General features: G+C 69.3%; 24 protein-coding genes and 1 pseudogene. 9 read left to right on the plus strand and 16 right to left on the minus strand.

The window, feature by feature from the left end; translation table 11 throughout:
• Positions 1-3 precede the first annotated feature (3 nt).
• The 7 genes and pseudogenes from ABD366_RS30110 to ABD366_RS30140 form a co-directional block, all read right to left on the minus strand.
• The gene (locus ABD366_RS30110) at positions 4-345 is read right to left on the minus strand and encodes a DUF3140 domain-containing protein (protein WP_324769203.1); all 342 of its coding nucleotides are present in this window, start codon (positions 343-345) and stop codon (positions 4-6) included.
• The gene (locus tag ABD366_RS30115; protein WP_324769202.1) at positions 342-569 is read right to left on the minus strand and encodes a hypervirulence associated TUDOR domain-containing protein; all 228 of its coding nucleotides are present in this window, start codon (positions 567-569) and stop codon (positions 342-344) included. Before ABD366_RS30115 ends, ABD366_RS30110 begins: the two co-directional genes overlap by 4 nt.
• A gap of 92 nt (positions 570-661) precedes the next feature.
• Positions 662-1,639: an SDR family NAD(P)-dependent oxidoreductase gene (locus ABD366_RS30120; protein WP_324769201.1), complete on the minus strand. Its 978-nt coding sequence runs from the start codon at positions 1,637-1,639 to the stop codon at positions 662-664.
• Between the two features lie 148 nt (positions 1,640-1,787).
• The gene (locus ABD366_RS30125; RefSeq protein ID WP_324769200.1) at positions 1,788-2,744 is read right to left on the minus strand and encodes an AraC family transcriptional regulator; all 957 of its coding nucleotides are present in this window, start codon (positions 2,742-2,744) and stop codon (positions 1,788-1,790) included.
• A 221-nt stretch (positions 2,745-2,965) separates the two neighbouring features.
• Positions 2,966-4,243 (minus strand): MFS transporter, encoded by a 1,278-nt coding sequence (locus ABD366_RS30130; RefSeq protein WP_324769198.1) that lies wholly within the window; start codon positions 4,241-4,243, stop codon positions 2,966-2,968.
• An 8-nt stretch (positions 4,244-4,251) separates the two neighbouring features.
• Positions 4,252-4,701 carry an ArsI/CadI family heavy metal resistance metalloenzyme gene (locus tag ABD366_RS30135; protein WP_324769197.1) on the minus strand — a complete coding sequence of 150 codons (450 nt, stop codon included), beginning with the start codon at positions 4,699-4,701 and terminating at the stop codon, positions 4,252-4,254.
• Between the two features lie 46 nt (positions 4,702-4,747).
• Positions 4,748-6,099, minus strand: a pseudogene (locus tag ABD366_RS30140) (NAD(P)-binding domain-containing protein).
• Between the two features lie 84 nt (positions 6,100-6,183).
• Here ABD366_RS30140 and ABD366_RS30145 point away from each other — a divergent pair.
• Entirely contained in the window at positions 6,184-6,558 is a 375-nt protein-coding gene (locus tag ABD366_RS30145) for an ArsR/SmtB family transcription factor (protein ID WP_324769196.1), read from the plus strand.
• Positions 6,559-6,576: 18 nt separating this feature from the next.
• Here ABD366_RS30145 and ABD366_RS30150 read toward each other — a convergent pair whose 3' ends face one another.
• A complete protein-coding gene (locus tag ABD366_RS30150) occupies positions 6,577-6,900 on the minus strand; it encodes an ArsR/SmtB family transcription factor (protein WP_324769194.1) in 324 nt (107 codons plus the stop codon).
• Positions 6,901-6,971: 71 nt separating this feature from the next.
• Here ABD366_RS30150 and ABD366_RS30155 point away from each other — a divergent pair, with 71 nt between their 5' ends.
• Complete coding sequence (locus tag ABD366_RS30155; RefSeq protein WP_324769193.1) at positions 6,972-8,012, plus strand: flavin-containing monooxygenase; 1,041 nt, start codon at positions 6,972-6,974, stop codon at positions 8,010-8,012.
• A 21-nt stretch (positions 8,013-8,033) separates the two neighbouring features.
• Here the strand turns inward: ABD366_RS30155 and ABD366_RS30160 are convergent, their stop codons facing one another.
• From ABD366_RS30160 to ABD366_RS30175, 5 genes are all read right to left on the minus strand, one after another.
• The gene (locus ABD366_RS30160) at positions 8,034-8,858 is read right to left on the minus strand and encodes a sulfite exporter TauE/SafE family protein (protein ID WP_324769192.1); all 825 of its coding nucleotides are present in this window, start codon (positions 8,856-8,858) and stop codon (positions 8,034-8,036) included.
• Positions 8,859-8,930: 72 nt separating this feature from the next.
• Positions 8,931-9,995, minus strand: a complete 1,065-nt coding sequence (locus tag ABD366_RS30165; RefSeq protein ID WP_324769264.1) for an ArsO family NAD(P)H-dependent flavin-containing monooxygenase — start codon at positions 9,993-9,995, stop codon at positions 8,931-8,933.
• Positions 9,992-10,195, minus strand: a complete 204-nt coding sequence (locus ABD366_RS43565) for a DUF2180 family protein (RefSeq protein ID WP_161306114.1) — start codon at positions 10,193-10,195, stop codon at positions 9,992-9,994. Before ABD366_RS43565 ends, ABD366_RS30165 begins: the two co-directional genes overlap by 4 nt.
• A complete protein-coding gene (gene arsB / locus ABD366_RS30170; RefSeq protein ID WP_324769191.1) occupies positions 10,195-11,307 on the minus strand; it encodes an ACR3 family arsenite efflux transporter in 1,113 nt (370 codons plus the stop codon). Before arsB ends, ABD366_RS43565 begins: the two co-directional genes overlap by 1 nt.
• Positions 11,304-11,612 carry an ArsR/SmtB family transcription factor gene (locus tag ABD366_RS30175; RefSeq protein WP_324769190.1) on the minus strand — a complete coding sequence of 103 codons (309 nt, stop codon included), beginning with the start codon at positions 11,610-11,612 and terminating at the stop codon, positions 11,304-11,306. Before ABD366_RS30175 ends, arsB begins: the two co-directional genes overlap by 4 nt.
• A 106-nt stretch (positions 11,613-11,718) precedes the next feature.
• Here ABD366_RS30175 and ABD366_RS30180 point away from each other — a divergent pair, with 106 nt between their 5' ends.
• Both ABD366_RS30180 and trxB read left to right on the plus strand, forming a co-directional pair.
• Positions 11,719-12,132, plus strand: coding sequence for an arsenate reductase ArsC (locus tag ABD366_RS30180; RefSeq protein ID WP_324769189.1), 414 nt, complete (start codon positions 11,719-11,721; stop codon positions 12,130-12,132).
• Entirely contained in the window at positions 12,129-13,124 is a 996-nt protein-coding gene (trxB, locus tag ABD366_RS30185; RefSeq protein WP_324769187.1) for a thioredoxin-disulfide reductase, read from the plus strand. The genes ABD366_RS30180 and trxB overlap by 4 nt, the downstream gene beginning before the upstream one ends.
• Here the strand turns inward: trxB and ABD366_RS43570 are convergent.
• The gene (locus ABD366_RS43570; RefSeq protein WP_425576986.1) at positions 13,016-13,420 is read right to left on the minus strand and encodes an ArsR family transcriptional regulator; all 405 of its coding nucleotides are present in this window, start codon (positions 13,418-13,420) and stop codon (positions 13,016-13,018) included. The two genes, trxB and ABD366_RS43570, sit on opposite strands and share 109 nt — an antisense overlap.
• 148 nt (positions 13,421-13,568) lie before the next feature.
• Here ABD366_RS43570 and ABD366_RS30195 point away from each other — a divergent pair, with 148 nt between their 5' ends.
• From ABD366_RS30195 to ABD366_RS30205, 3 genes are all read left to right on the plus strand, one after another.
• Complete coding sequence (locus ABD366_RS30195; protein ID WP_324769186.1) at positions 13,569-14,255, plus strand: DUF488 family protein, N3 subclade; 687 nt, start codon at positions 13,569-13,571, stop codon at positions 14,253-14,255.
• 88 nt (positions 14,256-14,343) lie between these two features.
• Entirely contained in the window at positions 14,344-15,162 is an 819-nt protein-coding gene (locus tag ABD366_RS30200) for a hypothetical protein (protein ID WP_324769185.1), read from the plus strand.
• 117 nt (positions 15,163-15,279) lie between these two features.
• Positions 15,280-16,668, plus strand: a complete 1,389-nt coding sequence (locus ABD366_RS30205; RefSeq protein ID WP_324769183.1) for a hypothetical protein — start codon at positions 15,280-15,282, stop codon at positions 16,666-16,668.
• 226 nt (positions 16,669-16,894) lie between these two features.
• On the opposite strand, the gene ABD366_RS30210 is transcribed toward ABD366_RS30205, so the two are convergent.
• Positions 16,895-18,223: a class I SAM-dependent RNA methyltransferase gene (locus ABD366_RS30210; protein ID WP_324769182.1), complete on the minus strand. Its 1,329-nt coding sequence runs from the start codon at positions 18,221-18,223 to the stop codon at positions 16,895-16,897.
• A 120-nt stretch (positions 18,224-18,343) separates the two neighbouring features.
• Positions 18,344-20,389, minus strand: a complete 2,046-nt coding sequence (locus ABD366_RS30215) for an APC family permease (protein ID WP_324769181.1) — start codon at positions 20,387-20,389, stop codon at positions 18,344-18,346.
• A 276-nt stretch (positions 20,390-20,665) separates the two neighbouring features.
• Here ABD366_RS30215 and ABD366_RS30220 point away from each other — a divergent pair, with 276 nt between their 5' ends.
• Positions 20,666-21,334, plus strand: coding sequence for a potassium channel family protein (locus ABD366_RS30220; protein ID WP_324769180.1), 669 nt, complete (start codon positions 20,666-20,668; stop codon positions 21,332-21,334).
• Positions 21,334-22,005: a potassium channel family protein gene (locus tag ABD366_RS30225; protein WP_324769179.1), complete on the plus strand. Its 672-nt coding sequence runs from the start codon at positions 21,334-21,336 to the stop codon at positions 22,003-22,005. Before ABD366_RS30220 ends, ABD366_RS30225 begins: the two co-directional genes overlap by 1 nt.
• The last annotated feature ends 22 nt before the right edge of the window (positions 22,006-22,027 follow it).

Here is a 22,027-nt window from a genome sequence, read left to right on the forward strand (position 1 = left end):
GGACTACTTGCTCGGGTCATGGCCCCAATTCATCAGTGAGTACCGCCACGGCGTATCCGTGATGTCGCCCGAGGGCCGTTGCTTGAGGTGCCGGTGCACGTAGCCGACGACTTTTCGCATATGGGCGACGTCGTCGTCCGTGAGGTCGGCCTTCTTCTTTTCCAGGAGGCCTACGATGCGGCGCCCGGAGGCGTGTCCCACGCTCTCGCCGTTGCCGTCCGACTGGCCGACGCTTTTGGAGTCGTCGGTGTCCAGCCATTTCTTGAGGGCCGCGGGTGTCATATTGACGGCGTCGCCGAACTCGTCGATGGTGTCCTGCCGGTCCGCGTCGCTCTTCTCGCTCATGAGCCGCTGTTCTTCTTGCGCAGGGACTCCGGCTTGTGGACGGCGTTGCGGCCGGACTTGTCGCTCTCGACCTCGTACTGCGGCTCCTCCTTCGAGGCCTTGACCTTACGTCCCGCCACCTCGTCGGTTCCCGTGATCTTCTTCTTCACTTTTCCGGGAACGGTCTGCCCATGACTGCTCCAGGAGACCTTGTCACCCTTGCTGAGCTTCTTTCCTTTTGCCACGATCCGCACGCTCCTTCGGTTCCGGCCCCCGATGGACGACGTTCTTCACTCTCCCGTCCTTCGGGCCCGGCCGCATTCCGACGAACCCGACTTCAGCGGACGACCGCACTCGCGTACTCCCACAGACGGTCCGCCGCCTCCGTATCCAAAGCGTGGGCCGCGACGCCTCCCACGATCTGCTCGTCCTCCGCACCGGTGACGACCGGGGCCTCTTGGTTGTCCTCGAAATAACGGCCCGTCACACCCTTCACCAGAGGAGATGCCGCGAGCAGGACGGAGGTCGCGGCGCCCTGAGCCGGGGTTTTGTAATAGGGCGTCTTGATGATCTCGCCGTCGGCATCGATCGCGCCCATGGCCCGCATCGTGTCCTGGTCGACGTGGCGCTGGAGGTTGGTGCTGATCCAGCCGGGGTTCAGCGCGTTGGCGGTGATGCCGTCGCCGGCCCAGATGCGGGCGCCCACGCAGAGCAGGACGTCCGCCGTCTTGGACTGCCCGTAGGCGGCCCAACGGTCGTACGCGCGCCGCTCGAAGTGCGGGTCTTCGAAGTCGAACGGAACGTCCCTGTGGGCACCGGAACTCACCACGACCAGGCGCGCGGACCCCGACTCCTTCAGGTTCCCGTGCAGTCCGGATGTCAGGGCGAAGTGTCCGAGGTAGTTGGTCGCGAGTTGCATCTCCCATCCGTCGGCCGTCACCTGGCGCTCCGGAAGCGCCATCACGCCGGCGTTGGCCACCAGGATGTCCAGCGGCCCCCGCCATGACGCCGCGAAGGCCCGGACCGACTCCAGGTCCGACAGGTCGAGCGCGGCTGTACGAACCGGCCCGCCCCCGGGACCGCGGGCAAGGTCACGGGCGAGATCACGTACGACGGACTCCGCCGCGGCGGGGTTGCGGGTGGCGATGGTGACATCCGCGCCGGCCGCGGCGAGCGCGCGCACCGTCTCCACACCGATACCCGAGCCGCCGCCCGTGACGAGGGCACGCCGGCCGGTCAGATCGACACCGTCGATGACCTCGTGGGTGGTGGCGTGGGAGTGGAACGGGGTCGTCACACGGTTCTGGTCGCTCATGGTCGGTCCTTCTCGACGTCGACGGGGGGTCGGAGGTTCCGGTCGCCCCTTCTCTGTTCCACCGTACGTACGGGAAGTTGGACGCTCCATAACTGAAGATCCAAGGAACATGCGCCATCGTCCAGAAGTGGGGACGGGAGGGGTCTGCCTACCCGACCGGGCCCGCAGCCGCGCGGTACCGGCTGCGGTAGTCACGGGGAGCAACACCCGTGGCCCGTTTGAACGCCGTACTGAACGCGCTCTCGGACCCGTATCCGACCGCGCGCGCGACAGCGGCGATCGTGCCGTCGTCCTGCCGCAGGCGCCGGCCGGCGAGTTCGACGCGCCACCGGCCGAGGTAGTCGATCGGGCTCTGCCCCACGAGCTCCTTGAAGCGTGCCGCGAGGGTGGACCGGGAGACCACGCAGCTCCGCGCCAGGTCGGCCACCGTCCACGGCCGCTCGGGACGCTCGTGCAGGCAGGCCAGCGCGGTGGCCACCACCGGATCCCGCAGACCTGTCAGCAGCCCGGCGGCGCTGCTCGTATCGCGGGCGAGGTGCAGTCGCAGGATGTGGACGAACATCACGGTGGCCAGCTGCTCGGCCACCAAGGAGGAGCCCATCTGCCCGTTCAGCAACTCCTCGCTGATCTGCGCCAGCGCCCATTGCAGGGTCTCGGCGTGCGAGCTGTCGGCCGGTACGTGGATGACCGGCGGCAGTTCGTTCAGCAGGAGAGCCGGCGAACGCTCGCTCAGGGCGAAGCTGCCGCCGATGAGCAGGACCTCGTCACCGTCACCGTCCCCGGTCCGCGCAAGGCCCCGCTCGGTCGTGGCGTACACCGCTTCCGCGTCCACCGGGACGGCGTCTTCCCCGTCCACGGGGACAGCCGCTGGTTCACTGCGCAGGACGAACGGGAGCGGCTTGGTCAGCAGGTAGCAGTCCCCTGCCCGCAAGGTGACGGGGTCGGCCCCCTCGACCTGGAGCAGGCACGTGCCGCGCCGGACCGCGTTGAACTTCACCCCGGTCGGCGCCCGGAACCGCACCGCCCAACGACCGCCGGCCCGCAGCCCGGCCGACAGATGACTCCGCAGCCCGAGCAGCGCCAGCACGTCCTCCAACGGATCCACGCACACTCCCATGCCGCGCTGTACCGTGCCGGACGGTGCCTTCAGGTCCGAAACAGCAGGTCAGGCGTCCTTCTTCACCGGCTCCAGAATCGCCACGCACTCCACATGATGCGTCATCGCGAAACATGTGAAACGAAAACATGTGGAAATCGTCGCAGTTCAACGGCCCGCCGGGAAGAAGTAGGGCAATTTACCGGCGTGCGTTACGTGCGTTACGAGCATTACGTGCGCGGGTCTGACGCACGGCGACGGGATGTCCGCCAGCCCGCACGGCCAACTCGGACCATACCCTCCGACGGGATGGCAGCCAGGGCCGCTGCAGCGAGGGAGGCAACGGACAGCGCAATGAACATGTGCGGGTAACCGCCGAACGTCTGGGCGAGGTTGGCTCCAGCCCAGGGCGCGAGTGCCGCAGCGACGGTCGCCGGGGCGGCCAGGAGACCGGAGAGGGTGCCGTAGTGGGTGGCGCCCCAGCGGTCGGTGACGGCGGTGGCCTGGAGGAGCGTGAGGTTGCCGCGGACCATGCCGGCCGCGATGGCGAGCACCACGAGCAGCGGGATCGGGCCCGGGACCAGGCCCAGGGCGAGCGTGGTGGCGCCGCCTGCGGTGATGAGGAGCACGGTGCGCGTGGCTGCGGAGGTGCGGCGGGCGAGGCCGGCGTAGAGGGTGCGCCCCAGAGTCTGGCCCGCACCACCGAGTCCCAGTGCCCATGCGGCCGTTGTCGCACCGGCGCCGCGTTCGGTCAGCAGGGGAACGAGGCCGATGACGACGGCGTAGACCGCGAATCCGGAGAGGGCGAAGGCGGCGGAGAGGAGAAGGAAGGGGCGGGTACGGGCGACCGTGTCCTGCCCGTGTGCGGTACCGCTCGGGGCGGGATGTTCCGGTGCCGCCGGCCAGGGGGCGCGTAGGGCCAGCGCGTGGGCGGGGACTGTGATCAGGGCGAGCAAGGCGGCCAGGATCACATACGTGGTACGCCAGTTGAAGTGGTCGGCGAGGGTGGCGGTGATGGGGGCGAAGACGGTGGAGGCCAGGCCGCCGGCCAGGGTGACGACGGTGAGTGCGTGGACGCGGCGCGGGCCCCACCAGCGGGTGACGGCGGCGAAGGCGGGCTGGTAGAAGGTGGCGGCCATCGCGATGCCAGCCAGGAGCCAAGCGGCATAGAAGACCGCCAAGTTGGGTGCGAAGGCGATTGCGGCCACGGCGGTCACCGCGAGGACCGAGCCGTACGTCATGACCTTGTGCGGTCCGCGGCGGTCCAGGGCGCGGCCGATCGGTATGCCGCTGGCGGCGGAAACCAGGAGCGCCAAGGAGAAAGCGCCGGTGGTGGCGGTTGTCGACCAGCCGGTGTCGGCCGTGATGCGGGCGTTGAGCACCGGGAAGGCGTAGTAGACGATGCCCCAGCTGGTGATCTGAGTGGCGCACAGGGCGGGCAGGACGGCGCGGGGCCGCGACGACCGGTGATCCGGTTCGGCGGCCCCGCTGGTGTGGAGGTTCGTCATCGTCAGGTTCAGCAGCAGCTGGTGGACTCGGCCTCCGCCGACTCACTTGTACTGGCGCAACAGGTGCTCTGGGGCTGCTTGGCGAGGGTGTCCGCGTCGGCCTTGACGACGTACACCTCCCAGGGCTCCTGACCGGGGCCGTGGACCCAGACCTTGTCCTGGAGGGCGTAGCAGCAGGTGGTGTCGTTCTCCACCGTGGTGTCGAGCCCTTGGTTGCCGAGGCGGGTGGTGGCCGCCTGGACGTCCTCGGACGAGGCGACCTCTACGCCGAGGTGGTCCATGCGGGTGTCCTGCCCGGCCTCGCCCTGGACGAGGACGAGCTTGAGCGGGGGCTCGGCGATGGCGAAGTTGGCGTAGCCGTCGCGGAGCTTCGCCGGTTCGGTGTTGAACAGCTTGCTGTAGAAGGCGATCGAGGCGTCGAGGTCGGGCACGCGTAGAGCCAGTTGCACACGGGACATGGTGGTCCTCCGGTTGTGGTGGATGGCGCGGGCGTGGTGGTGCGGGTCAGCAGCCGCCGGAGGCGGTGGTGGGAGCGCCGAGCTGAATGAGAGCCGGGGCCGGGGCGCAGCAGCCGCCCCCTGCTTCCTGCTCGGTGTCCGGGGTGTCGAAGAGGCCGGCGCCGCCGCAGACCCCGGTCTCCGGGAGCGTCAGCTCGACACGGTCGGCGGACTCCTCGTCCCCGGCGAGGGCGGCGACGACCGAGCGGACCTGCTCGTATCCGGTCATCGCGAGGAAGGTCGGGGCGCGGCCGTAGGACTTCATGCCGACCAGGTAGACGTCCTGTTCGGGGTGGGAGAGCTCGCGGTGGCCGTGCGGGTAGACGGTGCCGCAGGAGTGCTGGTTGGGGTCGATCAGCGGGGCCAGTTCGACGGGGGCCTGCAGGCGCTCGTCGAGGCCGAGGCGGAACTCGGAGAGGAAGGTCAGGTCGGGACGGAAGCCGGTGAGGACGATGACCTCGTCGACCGCGTCGAGACGGCGGCCGTCCTCGGCCACCAGGACCAGGCGGCCCTCCGCATCCCGTTCGACGGCGTCGGTCCGGAACCCGGTCACCGCGTCCGCGTGGCCGTCGTCGACCGCCGCCTTCGCGGCAAGGCCGAGGGCGCCGCGGGCGGGCAGCTGGTCGGCTTCGCCCCCGCCGAAGGTGGAGCCGGAGATGCCGCGCCGCACGACCCACAGACCCTTGGTGCCCGCGCCGTCGTCGGCCTTGGCGAGGTCGGCCAGGGAGGCGAGGGCGGTGAAGGCGGAGGCACCTGAGCCGATGACCGCGGTGCGCTTGCCTGCATAACGAGCGCGTACAGCAGGGTCCTTCAGGTCGGGCACGCGGTAGGTGATGCGGTCAGACGCGGCGCGCTCGCCGGGGACGGGGTGGCCCAGGTGCCGGAGGCGTCGATCACGGCGCGCGCGAACAGCCGCTTCTCGCGGCCGTCGGCGTAGGCGACATGGACGACGAAGGGCTGGGCCTCGCGGTCGGCGTCGACGATGCGGTCGCGCCCGGAGCGGGAGACGCCGGTGACGGTGGTGCCGGTGCGGACCTTGTCGCCGAGAGCGTCGGCTAGCGGCTGCAGGTAGTCGTTGGCCCAGTCGCCGCCGGAGGGGTAGGTGTCGGCATCGGGCCTGATCCAGCCGGTGGGGGCGAGGAGCTTCTCGGCGGCCGGGTCGACGACCTCGCCCCAGGTGGAGAAGAGCCGGACGTGCGCCCACTCCCGCACAGCGGCGCCGGCCTGCGGGCCGGCTTCCAGGACGAGCGGCTCGATGCCCTGCTCGACAAGGTGGGCGGCGGCGGCCAGACCGATGGGGCCGGCCCCGATCACGACGACGGGGAGGTCCTCGGTGCGGGTGGTGGCAGGTGCGGTCATGGCGGCGACCCTCCGGAGCTTGTTTCGATTGCTGTCGATACAGAGGAGCTTGCCTCCTGTATCGACGAGTGTCAACATAGAAGCATGTCGAATTCTCAGATGGTGGAGCTGACGCTCCTGGAGCCGGACGGGTCGGAGTCGGCCGTGCCGTGCTGCCCGCCCATCACGGCGGGCGAGCTGTCGGTGGCGGACGCCGAGAAGATGGCCGCGATGTTCAAGGCGCTGTCGGACCCGGTGCGGCTGCGCCTGTTCTCGAAGGTGGCCTCGCACGCCGGCGGCGAGGCGTGCGTGTGCGACATCTCCGACGTCGGCGTCTCGCAGCCGACGGTCTCCCACCACCTGAAGAAGCTGAAGGACGCCGGGCTGCTCACCTCGGAGCGGCGCGGCACCTGGGTGTACTACAGCGTCGAGCCCTCAGTGGTGGCGGCGATGTCGGCCATGCTCGATCTGCGTAACTAGCTTCCCGCCAAAGGCGGTTCAGGTGCCGCAGCCAGGCGGGCAGCAGCGCGCCAGATACGACTGAAGGTCGGCGAGTCGCCTGCCCATGGTGGCGCCGTCGGCGCGGTAGAAGACCTGCTTGCCCTCGCGTCGGGAGGTGACCAGGCCGCCGCGCCGCAGCAGGCTCAGGTGTTCCGAGGCGGTCGACGGCTTGAGGTCGCAGCGCTCCGCGATCTCCCCGACGGTGAATTCGACGTTCCCGGCGAACTGCAGCATCACGCGCTGACGGGTCTCGCTCGCCAGCGCCTTGAGGAAGTCTGCGGTCGCGGTGTCGACCGCCTGCTCTTCTTGCCCCTCGGACACTCGCGATCACCCACACCCTTCATTTCGTCATTTCCCGAATTGACGACACATTGCAGGAAGGCCACTGTCTCATGGAGCACTCCGACCTGATCATCATCGGCGCGGGCCAAGCGGGTCTGGCCACCGCCGCCCTCGCACGCCGGTACGGCTTCGGCCGCCCTCTGCTTCTGGAGGCGGCCGCCGAGCCCGCAGGGTCCTGGCCGTACTACTACGACAGCCTCACGCTCTTCTCGCCGGCCCGGTACTCGGCGCTGCCCGGCCTGCCCTTCCCCGGCGATCCCGACCGGTACCCCACCCGCGACGAAGTCGTCGACTACCTGCGCCAGTACGCCGCCCGTCTCGACGCCGACATACGAACCCGAACCCGCGTCACCTCCGTGCGCCGCGAGGGCGGAGCGTGGATCGTTACCGCCGAGGACGGCGAGTCCTGGTCGGCGCGTACCGTGATCGCCGCGACCGGGAACTACACCACCCCCCGTGCGCCGTTCCTGCCTGGCCAGGACGCGTTCAGCGGCCGTGTGCTGCATGCGGCCGAGTACCGGAACCCCGAGTCGTTCGCCGGGCAGCGGGTCGTGGTGGTCGGTGGCGGAAACACCGCGGTGCAGATCGCCGCTGAACTCGGCGCCGTGGCCGACACGTCCCTGGCCACCCGGCGCCCGCTGGGCTGGATGCCGCAGACCATGCTCGGCCGGGACCTGCACTGGTGGCTCAAGCACACGCGCCTCGACATCGCGCCCATCCGGCGGTGGCTGGCGAAGTTGCCCGTCTCCGTGCTCGATGACGGCCGCTATCGAGCCGCTCTGGACCGGCACGGTGTGGACCAGCGCTCGATGTTCGCGCGGTACGAGGCCGACGGCGTGGTCTGGGACGACGGCACGAAGGAACGGGTGGACGCCGTGCTGCTGGCTACGGGGTACCAACTCGCCTTCCCCTACCTCGAAGGCACCGGCGCCCTGGACCACGACGGGCAGCCGTTGCAGCGGGGCGGGGTCGCCTCCGGCGTGCCGGCACTCGGGTTCGTCGGCATCGAGTTCCAGCGGAGCTTCTCGTCCAAGACGCTGCGCGGGGTGGGGCGGGACGCCGGGTTCGTGCTGGCGCGCCTGCGATCCTGACTGGCTGGTGTACCGCCCCGCTCAGTCGTGCCGGGCGAGTTTCACCGACGACACGAGAAGGATCACGGCCAGCACGGGGATGAGGACGAGCTCCGAGAACACCCCGAGCAGGAGCCCGCCCAGCAATGCGCCGACGATCGAGCCCGCGGCCATGACCGCGGTGAAGCGGAGATTGGCACCCAGTACCGCGAAACTGCCGTCGCGGCTGTAGCGAGCGAAGGCGACCAGCATGGTCGGCAGCGACACCAGCAGGGACAGGCTTCCCGCGGTTTTGATGTCGATCCCGAAGAGCAGCACGATCGTCGGGATCAGCAGCTCGCCCCCGGCCACCCCCATGATCGCGGCAACTACGCAGATGCCGAAGCCGGCCGCGACGCCGCAGGGGACCTGCGCCCACAGGGGCAGCGCGAGCGTCCCCACGGTGGTGAGGTGCGTGACCATCAGTGCTGCGGCCATGAGCACCATCAGCGCGGCCAGCACCTTGTACAGAGTGGAGCTGCGCATCCGCACCGCCCAGCTCGCCCCGGCCCATGCGCCGAGCAGGCTCCCGGCCAGCAGATTGGCGGCAACGGTCCAGTGCGCCGTCACCTCGGAGGCGGACACTGCGGCCAGCCGGGCGGGCAACGCGGCCAGGACCACAACCAGGCTCATCGCCTTGTTCAGGATGACCGCTGAGAGCGCCGCGAATCCGAACAGGCCGATCAGCAGCGGCAGTCGGAACTCGGCCCCGCCCAACCCGATCATCCCGCCGAGCATTCCGATGGCCGCACCTGAGCCGAATACCAAGGGAATCGAGTGCGTCCGGCTCACGGGATGGGGCGGGTCGGCGGCCAGGGGAGAAGTCATAGCCAGCAGTCTTCAGTGATCACGCTGTCGCCCGGCACTGGCGAAAGCCACGAAATGCGGTGGAGCGGCACGTTAGTTCTGCGCGAGCAGTGCCGCGATCCCTCGGGCAGCCTCCCGCGCGGGCCTCCCCACCCCGATCAGGGTGGCGGAGGCGGGTCCGGTCCAGTCGCCGTAGCCGAGCAGGTGCAGGCGGGGCTCGTCGGCCGCGCGGGTGCCCTCCGTGGCGATGTGGCCGCGGGGGCCCCGGAGGTGGAGCGGACCGAGATGGGAGAGGGCGGGCCGGAAGCCGGTGCACCAGATGTTCGCGTCGGCTTCGGCGCGGGTCCCGTCGGCCCAGACCACGCCGCCTCGCTCCAGGCGGTCGAACATGGGGGACGCCTTGAGTAGTCCCGCATCCCGTGCCGCCCGCACGGGCGGGACCGCCACGATGTCTCCGAGGGAGGCGACGCCGCCGGTGTCGGTGCGGCCCGCGTCCAGGGCGCGGCGTCGGGCGGTGGCCGCGTCGAACAGGGCCCGCCCGTCGATGTCGTCGGCAAGGAAGCGAGCCGGGCGCTGGGTGACCCAGGTCAGCTCGGTGTCGTAGGCGAGGTCGGCGGCGATCTGGGCGCCGGAGTTGCCGCCGCCGACGACCACGACGCGCTGGCCGGCGAATTCGGCCGGGCTGCGGTAGTCCACGGTGTGCAGCTGACGGCCGTCGAAGTCGGTACGTCCGGCGATCGCGGGCAGGAACGGCCGCCACCATGTTCCCGTCGCCGAGACCACAGCCCGCGCCCGCCACGTACCTCCGTCGGACTCGATATGCAGGAAGACTCCGTCGCGGTGCACGCCGTGGACTCGAACTGGCCGTACGACCGGCAGCTCGTAGCGCTGCTCGTATTCGGTGAGGTACGCGACCACGTGCCGCGCGTCCGGGTAGGCCTCGCCGGTCTGCACCGGCATCGGCCGCCCTGGCAGCGAGGAGAACGCCGCAGGGGAGAACAGGTGGAGCGAGTCCCAGGTGTGCTGCCAGGCGCCGCCGGGCGTGGGCTGGGCGTCCAGGATGACGAAGTCCAGGCCCTGGCGGCGTAGGTGGTAACCGGCGGCGAGCCCGGCCTGGCCGCCGCCGATCACCACCACATCGACGTACTCCTTGGTCATGCGGCCGTCGCTGCCGTAGCGCACTTGGGGCAGCGCACCGTACGGGCGACTGCCTCTTGGGGAGCCCCGACCACGGGACCGCGTCGGACGCTTCGGTCCGTCACCCGCGCATGTTCTTCGCACACGGCGGCGCCGCAGTCGTGGCACACGCCGACGGCGGTCGCCGCGGTTCCTTGCGCGTGACAGTCGAGGCAGTGCATCAGCTCTCCTTGGCGGTTGTCGTGAGCTGGGTCGGGGCGAAGTTCTTGCGCCAGGCCAGTGCCACGTAGACGAGTCCGATCAGGACCGGGACCTCGATCAGCGGGCCGACGACCCCGGCCAGCGCCTGCCCGGACGTTACGCCGAAGGTGGCGATGGCGACGGCGATGGCCAGTTCGAAGTTGTTGCCCGCCGCCGTGAACGCGAGCGTGGTGGTGCGCTCGTAGGAGAGGCCGATGCCCTTGCCCAGCAGGAAGCTGCCGAAGAACATCACCGCGAAGTAGACCAGCAGCGGCAGCGCGATCCGGACGACGTCCAGCGGCTGCGAGGTGATGGCGTCACCCTGGAGCGCGAAGAGGATGACGATCGTGAAGAGCAGCCCGTACAGGGCCCACGGGCCGATCTTGGGCAGGAAGTTCGACTCGTACTTCTCCCGGCCCATCTTCTTCTCGCCGATGCGGCGGGTGAGGAAGCCGCCGAGGAGCGGGATGCCGAGGAAGACGATGACGTTCAGGGCGACGTGCCAGACGGGTACGTCCAGGCCCTGGCCGTCGCCCAGGCCGAGCCACTGCGGGAGCAGGTCGAGGTAGAACCAGCCGAGCAGGCTGAACGCGATGACCTGGAAGACGGAGTTGAGCGCCACGAGGACCGCCGCCGCCTCGCGGTCGCCGCAGGCGAGGTCGTTCCAGATGATGACCATGGCGATGCAGCGGGCCAGGCCGACGATGATCAGGCCGGTGCGGTACTCGGGCAGGTCGGGCAGGAAGATCCACGCGAGCGCGAACATCACGGCCGGGCCGACAATCCAGTTGATGACCAGCGACGAGACCATGAGCTTCTTGTCGCCGGTGACCGTGTCCAGCTTGTCGTAGCGGACCTTCGCGAGGACCGGGTACATCATCACGAGCAGGCCGATGGCGATCGGCAGGGAGATGCCGCCGATCTCGACCTTCGCCAGCGCGTCGCCCAGGCCGGGGATCAGGCGGCCGAGGCCGAGCCCGACGCCCATGGCGAGCAGGATCCACACCGCGAGGTAGCGGTCGAGGGTCGACAGTTTCGCGACGACCGAGGATTCCTCGGTCGTCGCGGTGGCGGGTGCGTCGGTGCGGGTCACGGGCAGGCCCTCTTGTTGTCGGCGGCGGTGCGGGCGGACTCGGCCAGGTCGGCGAACTGGCTGGCGAGCTGGGCGATGACGTCCGGGCGCAGCTTGTAGTAGGTGAAGCGGCCGCACGGCTCGGTCTCCACGACCCCCGCCTCGCGCAGGACCCTCAGGTGGTTGGAGAGGTTCGTCTGGCGGGCGCCGGTCTCCTCCACCAGGTGCGTGGTGCACAGCGTCTCGCGGGCGAGCAGGGTCACGATCTGGAGCCTGAGCGGGTCGGCCAGCACCCGGATCAGGTCAGTGTCGACTGACGTCATCATGGACTGATACTCTCACATCAGTGGCCGCCGATGCCACCGGGTGCTGATGTCAGTCGGCCCTGACTTCGCCGTTCGGCGGCGCTCACGAGATCAAGAGAGACCTCTGATGTCCGACAAGCCCTCTGTGCTCTTCGTCTGTGTCCACAACGCCGGCCGTTCCCAGATGGCCGCCGCCTGGCTGACCCACCTGGCCGGAGACCGTGTCGAGGTCCGCTCGGCCGGTTCCAACCCCGGCAAGGAAGTGAACCCGGCCGCCGTCGAGGCCATGGCCGAGGTCGGCATCGACATCTCCGCCGAGACCCCGAAGATCCTCACCGTCGACGCGGTCAAGGAGTCGGACGTCTGCATCACCATGGGCTGCGGCGACACCTGCCCCGTCTTCCCCGGCAAGCGCTACCTCGACTGGAAGCTGGAGGACCCGGCGGGCCAGGGCGTCGAGGCCGTGCGCCCGATCCGGGACGAGATCAAGGCGCTCGTCGAGGGCCTGATCGCGGAGATCGCCCCGGAGCCGCAGGCATGACCACCACGCCCCCTGCCGCCTCCGGCGACGGCATACGCAACGTCATCATCATCGGCTCCGGACCGGCCGGGTACACGGCCGCCCTGTACACGGCCCGCGCCAACCTCAAGCCCCTGCTCTTCGGCAGCTCGATCTTCGTCGGCGGTTCGCTGACCACGACGACCGAGGTCGAGAACTTCCCCGGCTTCCCCGAGGGCGTCGACGGCCCCGTCCTCATGGACAACATGAGGGCGCAGGCCGAGAAGTTCGGTGCCGAGATGCTGGACGACGATGTCGTCGAGGTCGACCTGACCGGCCCCGTCAAGACCGTCACCGACAGTGCGGGCACCGTGCACCGGGCGAAGACGGTGATCATCGCAACCGGCTCCGGCTACCGCAAGCTCGGCCTGCCCAAGGAGGACACCCTCTCCGGGCGGGGCGTGTCCTGGTGCGCCACCTGCGACGGGTTCTTCTTCCGTGACCGCGACATCGTGGTCGTCGGCGGCGGTGACACCGCCATGGAGGAAGCCACCTTCCTCACCCGCTTCGCCCGCTCGGTGACCATCGTGCACCGTCGCTCCGCGCTCCGCGCCTCGCAGGTCATGCAGAACCGGGCGTTCTCCGACGACAAGATCTCCTTCGCGTTCGACAGCGAGATTGCCGAACTCCACGAGGAGAACGGCATGTTGAACGGGCTGACGCTGCGCGACACCTTCACAGGTGACACTCGCAAGGTCGACGCCACCGGGCTGTTCATCGCGATCGGGCACGACCCGCGCACCGAACTGTTCGCCGGGCAGCTGGAGTTGGACGCGGAGGGCTATCTGAAGGTGGATGCCCCCTCGACGCGCACGAACATCCCCGGCGTCTTCGGGGCGGGCGACGTCGTCGACCACACCTACCGTCAGGCGATCACGGCCGCCGGTTCCGGGTGCGCTGCCGCACTCGATGCCGAGCGGTACCTGGCCGGCCTTGCCGACGGCGAGAAGGCGCTCGCCGCGGCCACAGCCTGACGGTGCCGCCGCCTGCCCGGTACGGACTCCCGCTGAGGCGTCCGTGCCGGGCAGCGTCGTTCCTGTGCGCGGTGAGCTGCGGTCAGATCGCCGGGTCCAGGATGACGCGAATCGCCTTGAGGCCGTCCTCGTTGATCGAGTACTGGGCCCACGTCCCCGCGACGCTCGCGGTCGAGGAGGCCCGCCTCGGTCATGATCTTCAGGTGGTGGCTGACGGTGGGCTGTCGAAATCCAATCGAACTGCACCGCGCCGGATCACGGACTGGCCCACCCTCTGTTCGACGCCTGCCGATCAGGACGGGTGGTCGACTCCACCGACATGCTTGGACGCAAGCAGCCGGGCTGCAGCCACATCACCCGCGGCACCCGCTCGCGCGAGCGAAGAACGCGACCACGAGCGGACGACTAGCTGCGTGATTCCGGCGGAAGTTAGGATCCCGGTCCATGACCGAACGCCCCTTAACTCCTCGCTCACACACACCGAACCGGACACTCGCTGCCCGTGTCCGGGCACTGCGTGAGGATCGCGCGTGGACTCCTGAACGCCTGGCGAAGGAGGCGGGCATTCAGCTCGCGACGCTGAGGCGACTGGAGGGCGGGGGGCCGATTCAGCCAGGTTTCTTCACCGTTGGTGCACTCGCTGCCGCACTCGGCGTCTCCCTCGACGACCTGTTCCGCCAGGCCCAGACGGCAGACCGCGGACTGTGGTCCGCCGGATATGAGGGGCGGGACATCGACTCCTTCGTCGCTTCCCTCCTCTCTGCCCAGATCAGCACGGTCGCCGACGTCCGCCTGACCCCCATCAGCCGCAAGCCCGGATTCAGCAAGACCCGCCTCACACACGCCCTCAACGAGGCCGGCATCGCCTACACCCACCTGCGCGCCCTGGGAAACCCGAAGGACAACCGCGCCCCCTTCTGGGAAGGACGGATCAGCGAGGGCCGCGCGCGCTTCCGCAGCCTGCTGCGCTCCGAGGCAGCACAATCCGACCTCAACCAGCTCGCTGAACAAGCAGCTCAGGCGCGGGTCACGGTGCTGTGCTTCGAGAAGGACCAACAGCGCTGCCACCGCCACGTCGTCCTGGAGACCCTGCGCCGGCGCACGTCACTACCCGTCAGCCCCTTGGCCTGACTTCAACTCCCCTACGTGACGGCACTCTTGCGCGTGTCAACTACCTCGCTTCCAATCTGGTCCAGACGCAGAGGACCGGGGGTGGGGTATGGCAGGAGCGTGGGAGCGGGCCCGAATACTGATCACGGTCAAGACCTACCCGGAGCTGTCCACGAAGTACCGCGAGACCAGCTGCGTCGCCGGCATACGCCTTGACCGCGGTGCCCCCGAGCACGTCCGCCTCTTCCCGGTTCCCTTCCGACTCCTGAGCCAGGAGAGCCAGTTCGCCAAGTACGCGATCATCGAAGTCGACGTACGCCGCCATCACCAGGACCGCCGGCCCGAGAGTCTGCGCCCGAACCCGGACACCCTCAAAGTCGTCGACAGGATCGGTACGAGCGACGGCTGGCGCGAGCGCTACTCGATCCTTAGGCCGCTGATCGCCCCGTCGCTGTGCGCCATCAAACGGGACCAGGAGCAGCACGGCACGTCCCTCGGCCTCTTCCGGCCCGCGGCGGGCACGGTCGACTTCCGCCTCGAGCCCGCCGAACCCTGGCCTGTTTCCAAGGCCGCCCTGGCCGACCAGATGGACCTCCTCGACCAGGACCTGCGCCAACTGGAATGGGTGCCGCTGGAGTTCCGCTACCGCTTCCGCTGCGACGACGCCGACTGCACCGGTCACGACATGGCCCTCAGGGACTGGGAGGCCGGCGAGTCCTACCGCAAGTTCCTGCACCAGTACGGGCAGCAGGGAGTGGAGGACAAGCTGCGGGAGCGCTGGTTCACCCGGATGTTCACCCCGGACCACGTCGTCCACTGCTTCGTCGGCAACCTCGCCAAGCGGCCCAGGACGTTCATGCTGCTCGGCCTGCTCTATCCGCGCCGCGGCATCGTCGAGAACTACCAGGAAGAACTGTTCTCGCTGTAAACAGCCCGTGCGACACGTCTCATTCGAACGAAGGTCCTCTCATAAGCACCGGAATTCCTGTGGAAGCGACGGGCATTGCCTCTGGGGCAGCACGCCCGGGAACCGCGGGAGAACGACATGCACGGGGACCTCAACGAGCGGCAGCAGGCCGTGCTCGGCTGGGTGGGCCAGGGGTGTCCCGACGGAGTCTGGCCGGACAGCACGTTCAAGGTCAGCGCTCAGGCCCTGCAGAACCGCGGGCTCATCAACATCACCAAACGCCGCGGGCATTGGAGCGCCCACCTCACCGACAAAGGGCGGCAGAAACTCGCCGACCGTGGCATCTGCCCCGTCGAGCAGAACGCTGCGCCACCCGAGCAGCCCAGGCGCAAACCGGCACCGCCGCGCCCCAAGACCGCACCCGGGGCCCGTACGAACTACACAGACCAACTCCTCGAAGAACTGGCCGCGAACGACGGCTGCCTCATCAAGCCCATCGAATCCGGCCCACACGCGGTGAATTGGACCTCACGGGTGAACACTGCCCGCAAGTCCGGCAAGATCCCGCGCACACAAGAGCTCTACGCATACCGCACCCACCGCGGCTACGAAATCAAACTCGTCGACATCCCCGGCTGGCGCCTCGCCGAACTCACCCCGCTCCCCGTTCCGGCGAGACTCACCAAACCCCACTCCCTCGTGGCCGCCCTCCAACAACGGCCACAGCCCATGGGGCTCACCAAATCCATCCAAGGCCGAGCCCTGCGCATCATCCACGCCCTCATCACCGCCACCGAAACACAAGGCCATAAGGCAGCACTCGGAACCACCCAAGGCGCTCCCCCACCCCACCGTCGCCGCAGCGCACCACCACACTTCACCATCACCGCCCAAGGCGAAAGCGTCGGATTCCTCGTCCTTCAAGAACAGGACCGCAGCGAGCACATCCCCACCGACAAGGAACTCGCCGACGCCAAGAAGCACTCATGGATGCGTATCGCCCGCTTCGACTACACCCCCTCAAACCGCCTGCGCTTCATCCTCCGCGGCGGTAGCCCGCACCGCGCCAGCGAATGGGCCGACCTCCCCGACCGGCCGCTGGAAGACCAACTCGCCGAAATCGCGCAAGAAGTCGGCCTCCGCGGCGAAGCCGCAGCGCGCAAACGCCTTGCAGACCAGCAAGCCAGGGAAGCCCAGCACAGGCGCTGGGAAACCGCCATGGAGGAAGCACGCGCCGCGTACGCCCACGCCTACCGCGTCAAGCACCTCGAAGAACAAGCAGACGCCTGGCACCAGACCAAGCGCCTGACCGAATACGTCACAGCGGTACGCGACCACGCCACATCGCTGCCACCCGGGCAGGAAAAGACAGAGACCGAGGCATGGCTCGCCTTCGCGGACGCCCGGCTCCAGCAGCTCACCGAGTCCGCCGCAGCGCCGAAGCTGCCCTCCCCACCGAAGCCCAGCGGCGACGACCTCATGCCCTTCCTCGGCCACTGGAGCCCTTACGGACCCCGTTCCTACTGAGCCTCAAATCGGGTCATATCGAGCACGGTTTCACCAAGAGACGGTAAAGACGGAGCCGCCTCAAGCCGTACTCGACACACCGCCACCTGCGGAAACAAAGACCTGACATCCCATCAGAACGTGCGTCAAACGTGCGTCAGAAGGGCCCAACGTGCGTCGAAAATGCGTCAAGATATCGCCCGTAACGCACACAACGCACATAATGCACACCCGCTAAAACAGCAGGTCAGGCACCCTTTTCGGCGGGCTCAAGGATCGCGACGCACTCCACATGATGCGTCATCGGGAACAGATCGAACGCCCGCAGCGTCCGCACCCGGTACCCGCCCTCCCGGAAGTACCCGATGTCCCGGGCCAGCGCAGCGGGATCGCAGGCCACGTACGCGATCCGGCGGGCGCCGAGCGTCGTGAGGTGGGCGACCGTCTTCTTGCCGGCGCCCGCGCGCGGCGGGTCCAGGACGATGAGGTCGGCCTCGGTGATGCCGGTGCGGGGCAGGGTCGCGTCGACCTTGCCCTGCTCGATGCGGACCCGGTCGAAGGCGGCGAGGTTGTGCCGGGCGTCCTCGACCGCGCGCTTGCCGGACTCGATGCCGAGCACCGCGCCCTTCTCGCCGACGCGGTCCGCGAGGGCGCCGGCGAACAGGCCGACGCCGCAGTACAGGTCGAGCGCCGTGTCGCCCTTGCGCGGGAGCAGGCCCTGCATCACGGCGCGCATCAGGGTGTCCGCCGCCTGCGGGTGGACCTGCCAGAAGCCGCCGCTGCCGACCCGGTACGTACGGTCGTCGGCGCGCTCGCGCACGAAGGCGCGGCCGTGCACGCGGTGCACGCCGCCGTCCTTCTCGCCGACCCGCATCACGGAGACGGGCTTGTCCAGCTCGACGAGGGGCAGCCGGGCGCCGGGCTTCGGCTCCAGGATCACCATGCGGTCCTGGGATCCGGTCGCCGCGATCGCGTCGACGGACTCCATGCCCGACCAGTCCCGCTTCTCGATGCCCAGCTCGGAGACGCCCTCGGCGGCGATCATGCAGAAGTCGATGGGCTCGACCTCGTGCGAGCGGTGGCGGCGCAGTCCGGCGTTGCCGTCCTCGTCGACCGCGTACTGGACGCGGGTACGCCACTGCGGCACCTGGCCGGCCGGCAGTTTGTCGCCCTCGGCCGGCATCACCGTGCCGTCCCAGCCGGCCTCCTCGGGGGTGAGGCCCGCGAGCCGCTGGAGCTGCTCGGCGACGACGTCGCCCTTCAGGCGGCGCTGGGCGCCGGGCTTCGCGTGCTGCCAGTCGCAGCCGCCGCAGCGGCCGGGGCCCGAGTAGGGGCAGGGCGCCTCGACCCGGTCCTTGGACGCGTCGAGGACCTGCACGGCGTCGGCCCGCAGGAAGCGGTCGCCCTCGTCACCGGACGTCACCCGCGCGACGACCCGCTCGCCGGGCAGCGTGTGCCGGACGAAGAGGACCTGGCCCTCGGACGTGCGCGCGATGCAGTGACCGCCGTGCGCGACGGGCCCGACCTCGACCTCGTACTCCTCCCCCACCAGTGACGTCTTCTCTTCTGCCTGCATGGCGGGGGCTCCAGTACCTCAAGGGGGAAACGGCCACATGCGAGAGCGGCCGGACAACAGCCCACCAGTCTACGTGGCTGTCACCCGGCCGCTCACCACGAGCCGACCTTCGCACAAGGGCTACTTGTGACTCGGCTCCTTCGGGCGCTTCTCCACCGGGCCGCGGCGGACCGCACCCGGCGCGTTCCACTCGGAGCGCCTGCGGGCCCGCTTCTTCGCGGCCTCGGAGGACTCCAGCTGGTAGGGGACGGACGTCACCATGATCCCCGGAGTGAACAGCAGCCGCCCCTTCAGCCTGAGCGCGCTCTGGTTGTGCAGCAGGTGCTCGTACCAGTGGCCGACCACGTACTCGGGGATGATCACGCTGACGGCGTCGCGCGGCGACTCCCGGCGCAGGCTCTTCACGTACTCGATGATCGGCCGGGTGATCTCGCGGTAGGGCGAGTCGAGGACCTTCAGCGGTACGTCGATGCCGCGCCGCTCCCACTCCTCGCGCAGCGCCTTCGTCTCGGCCGGGTCGACGTTCACGCTGAGTGCCTCGAGCGTGTCCGAGCGCATCAGCCGGGCGTAGGCCAGGGCCCTCAGGGTGGGGCGGTGGATCTTCGAGACGAGGACGATGGAGTGCACGCGGGACGGGCGGACGCTGTCGTCGGACGGCGTGTCCGGCGCGGCGATCTCCTCGGCGACCCGGTCGTAGTGCTTACGGATCGCGGTCATCGTCGCGTAGAAGATGCACATGCCGAGCAGCGCGACCCAGGCGCCGTGCGTGAACTTCGTGACGAGGACGACGACGAGGACCAGGCCGGTGAAGAAGGCTCCGAACGCGTTGATCGCGCGGGAACGGATCATGTGGCGCCGCTTGTCCGCGTTCTTCTCGGTGCGCAGGTGGCGGTTCCAGTGCCGGACCATGCCGGTCTGGCTGAGCGTGAAGGACACGAACACGCCGACGATGTAGAGCTGGATCAGGCGGGTGGAGTCGGCGCCGTAGATGACGACCAGCAGCATGGCCGCGCCGGCGAGCAGCACGATGCCGTTGGAGAACGCGAGGCGGTCGCCGCGGGTGTGCAGCTGGCGCGGCAGGTAACGGTCCTGGGCGAGGATCGAGCCGAGCAGCGGGAAACCGTTGTAGGCCGTGTTCGCGGCGAGGAAGAGGACCAGTGCCGTGGCCGCCGCCAGGATGATGAAGAGGAAGCTGCCCTTGCCGAAGACGGCCTCGGCGACCTGGGAGATCACCGGGTTCTGCACGTAGCCGGAACCGACCGCGATGCCGTTGTGGATCAGGTCGGTGGCCGGGTGCTCGGCCATCCGCACCTTGGTGACCATGGCGAGCGCGATGATGCCGCAGAACATGGTGACGGCGAGGGCGCCCATCAGCGCGAGCGTGGACGCCGCGTTCTTCGACTTGGGCTTGCGGAACGCCGGTACGCCGTTGGAGATCGCCTCGACGCCGGTGAGCGCCGCACAGCCTGAGGAGAAGGCGCGCAGCAGCAGGAAGACGAGCGCGAAGCCCGCGAGCCCCTGGTGCTCGGCCTTGATGTGGAAGTCGGAGGTCGGCGCCCGCATGGAGTCGTCGAGGACGATCCCGCGGAAGGCGCCCCAGGCGATCATGATGAAGACGCCGGCGACGAAGACGTACGTCGGGATGGCGAAGAGCTTCCCGGACTCCTTGACGCCGCGCAGGTTCATCAAGGTCAGCAGGACGATGACGGCGCAGGCACAGAGGACCTTGTGCTCGACGACGAAGGGGACCGCCGAGCCGAGGTTCTCGATGCCGGAGGCGATGGAGACGGCGACGGTCAGGACGTAGTCGACGAGCAGGGCGCTGGCGACGGTGAGCCCGGCTTTCGGGCCGAGGTTGGTGTTGGCCACCTCGTAGTCGCCGCCACCGCTCGGGTAGGCGTGCACGTTCTGCCGGTAGGAGGCGACGACCGTGAACATCAGCACGACGACCGCGACCGCGATCCAGGGGCTGAAGTGATAGGCCGACACGCCCGCGATGGAGAGGACCAGCAGGACCTCGCCCGGCGCGTACGCCACGGAGGACAGCGGGTCGGAGGCGAAAACGGGGAGTGCGATGCGCTTCGGCAGGAGCGTTTCTCCGAGCCGATCACTGCGCAGTGCGCGCCCGATCAAGATCCGTTTGGGCACGTCGGTCAGTTTGGACACGCAGAGGATCGTAAGCGTTCGAACGGGGGGCCGCCCACCCACCACCCCGAATCGGCGAACGGCCCGCCAGAAGTACAGGTGGCGGCGGCGATCCGGGCACCGACGCGGGGGCGGACTTCGCGCGCATAGCCGCTACGGTGGTCCCGAGCGCGAGCCGGAACAAGCCCGCATCGCGCCAGAGATCGAGCCGCACCGGCTGGACCGAGCCGCGAGAGAGAGACATGAGCAGGACGTTCAGGCAGGTCATCAGGCCTATGAGGAGTGCGGGGTAGGTCCGTGCATATCGTGATCATGGGCTGTGGCCGAGTAGGGTCCCAGCTCGCCCAGACCCTGGAACAGCAGGGCCACACGGTCGCCGTCGTCGACCAGGACCCCACGGCCTTCCGCCGGCTGGGCTCCGGGTTCGGCGGCCGGCGCGTCACCGGGGTCGGCTTCGACCAGGACACCCTGCGCGAGGCCGGTATCGAGGAGGCGGGCGCCTTCGCCGCCGTCTCCAGCGGTGACAACTCGAACATCATCGCCGCCCGCGTGGCCCGCGAGATGTTCGGCATCGAGAACGTGGCGGCGCGTATCTACGACCCCCGCCGCGCCGAGGTCTACCAGCGCCTGGGCATTCCGACGGTCGCCACGGTCCGCTGGACCGCCGACCAGATGCTGCGGCGGCTGCTGCCGTCCGGCGCGGAGCCGCTGTGGCGCGACCCCACCGGCGGCGTCCAGCTCGCCGAGGTGCACACGTCGGACTCCTGGGTGGGCCACAAGATCAGCCGGCTCCAGGAGGAGACGGGGGTGCGCGTGGCGTTTCTCACCCGGCTCGGTGAGGCGATACTGCCGACGTCGCAGACGGTGCTCCAGGAGGGCGATCTCGTGCACGTGATGATGCGCACGGACGAGGTCGAGAAGGTCGAGGCGGCCTTCGCCGAAGGCCCCGAGGAAGGCGGTCACTGATGAGGGTCGCCATTGCCGGAGCCGGGGCGGTCGGCCGCTCGATCGCGGGCGAGCTCCTGGAGAACGGTCACGAGGTCCTCCTCGTCGACAAGGCGCCGACGGCCATCTCGGTCGAGCGCGTCCCGCAGGCGGAGTGGCTGCTCGCCGACGCCTGCGAGATCACGTCCCTGGACGAGGCGGCGCTGCAGCGCTGCAACGTGGTCATCGCGGCCACCGGCGACGACAAGGTCAACCTCGTCGTCTCGCTCCTCGCGAAGACCGAGTACGGGGTCCCGCGGGTCGTCGCCCGCGTCAACAACCCGAAGAACGAGTGGCTGTTCAACGAGTCGTGGGGCGTGGACGTCGCCGTCTCCACCCCGCGGCTCATGTCGGCCCTGGTCGAGGAGGCGGTGAGCGTCGGCGACCTGGTCCGTCTGCTCCGCTTCAGCCACGGCGACGCGAACCTGGTCGAGCTGACGCTGCCGCCGGAGTCGGCCCTGGCCGGCACGCGGGTCGGCGACGTCCAGTGGCCGCAGGACACGTCCCTGGTCACGATCATCCGCGGCACCCGCGTCCTGGCCCCCAGCCTGGAGGACTCCCTGGAGGCGGGCGACGAGCTGCTGTTCGTAGCGGCCCAGGCCCGCGAGGAGCAGCTGGAGGACCTTTTGTCGGTCCGCCGCGAGGACGCGTAAGAAAGGCAAAAGGGTGGCCCCG

Origin of the sequence: Streptomyces kunmingensis (genome assembly GCF_039533535.1) — a bacterium.
GTDB lineage: Bacteria > Actinomycetota > Actinomycetes > Streptomycetales > Streptomycetaceae > Streptomyces > Streptomyces kunmingensis.

Bases quoted from the DNA above. Each gene is read 5' to 3' on its own strand.
- ABD366_RS30110 (WP_324769203.1), bottom strand. From the start codon at position 345: ATGAGCGAGAAGAGCGACGCGGACCGGCAGGACACCATCGACGAGTTC.
- ABD366_RS30120 (WP_324769201.1), bottom strand. From the start codon at position 1,639: ATGAGCGACCAGAACCGTGTGACGACCCCGTTCCACTCCCACGCCACC.
- ABD366_RS30130 (WP_324769198.1), bottom strand. From the start codon at position 4,243: ATGACGAACCTCCACACCAGCGGGGCCGCCGAACCGGATCACCGGTCG.
- ABD366_RS30135 (WP_324769197.1), bottom strand. From the start codon at position 4,701: ATGTCCCGTGTGCAACTGGCTCTACGCGTGCCCGACCTCGACGCCTCG.
- ABD366_RS30145 (WP_324769196.1), top strand. From the start codon at position 6,184: ATGTCGAATTCTCAGATGGTGGAGCTGACGCTCCTGGAGCCGGACGGG.
- ABD366_RS30155 (WP_324769193.1), top strand. From the start codon at position 6,972: ATGGAGCACTCCGACCTGATCATCATCGGCGCGGGCCAAGCGGGTCTG.
- ABD366_RS30160 (WP_324769192.1), bottom strand. From the start codon at position 8,858: ATGACTTCTCCCCTGGCCGCCGACCCGCCCCATCCCGTGAGCCGGACG.
- ABD366_RS30165 (WP_324769264.1), bottom strand. From the start codon at position 9,995: ATGACCAAGGAGTACGTCGATGTGGTGGTGATCGGCGGCGGCCAGGCC.
- ABD366_RS43565 (WP_161306114.1), bottom strand. From the start codon at position 10,195: ATGCACTGCCTCGACTGTCACGCGCAAGGAACCGCGGCGACCGCCGTC.
- ABD366_RS30175 (WP_324769190.1), bottom strand. From the start codon at position 11,612: ATGATGACGTCAGTCGACACTGACCTGATCCGGGTGCTGGCCGACCCG.
- ABD366_RS30180 (WP_324769189.1), top strand. From the start codon at position 11,719: ATGTCCGACAAGCCCTCTGTGCTCTTCGTCTGTGTCCACAACGCCGGC.
- trxB (WP_324769187.1), top strand. From the start codon at position 12,129: ATGACCACCACGCCCCCTGCCGCCTCCGGCGACGGCATACGCAACGTC.
- ABD366_RS30195 (WP_324769186.1), top strand. From the start codon at position 13,569: ATGACCGAACGCCCCTTAACTCCTCGCTCACACACACCGAACCGGACA.
- ABD366_RS30200 (WP_324769185.1), top strand. From the start codon at position 14,344: ATGGCAGGAGCGTGGGAGCGGGCCCGAATACTGATCACGGTCAAGACC.
- ABD366_RS30205 (WP_324769183.1), top strand. From the start codon at position 15,280: ATGCACGGGGACCTCAACGAGCGGCAGCAGGCCGTGCTCGGCTGGGTG.
- ABD366_RS30210 (WP_324769182.1), bottom strand. From the start codon at position 18,223: ATGCAGGCAGAAGAGAAGACGTCACTGGTGGGGGAGGAGTACGAGGTC.
- ABD366_RS30225 (WP_324769179.1), top strand. From the start codon at position 21,334: ATGAGGGTCGCCATTGCCGGAGCCGGGGCGGTCGGCCGCTCGATCGCG.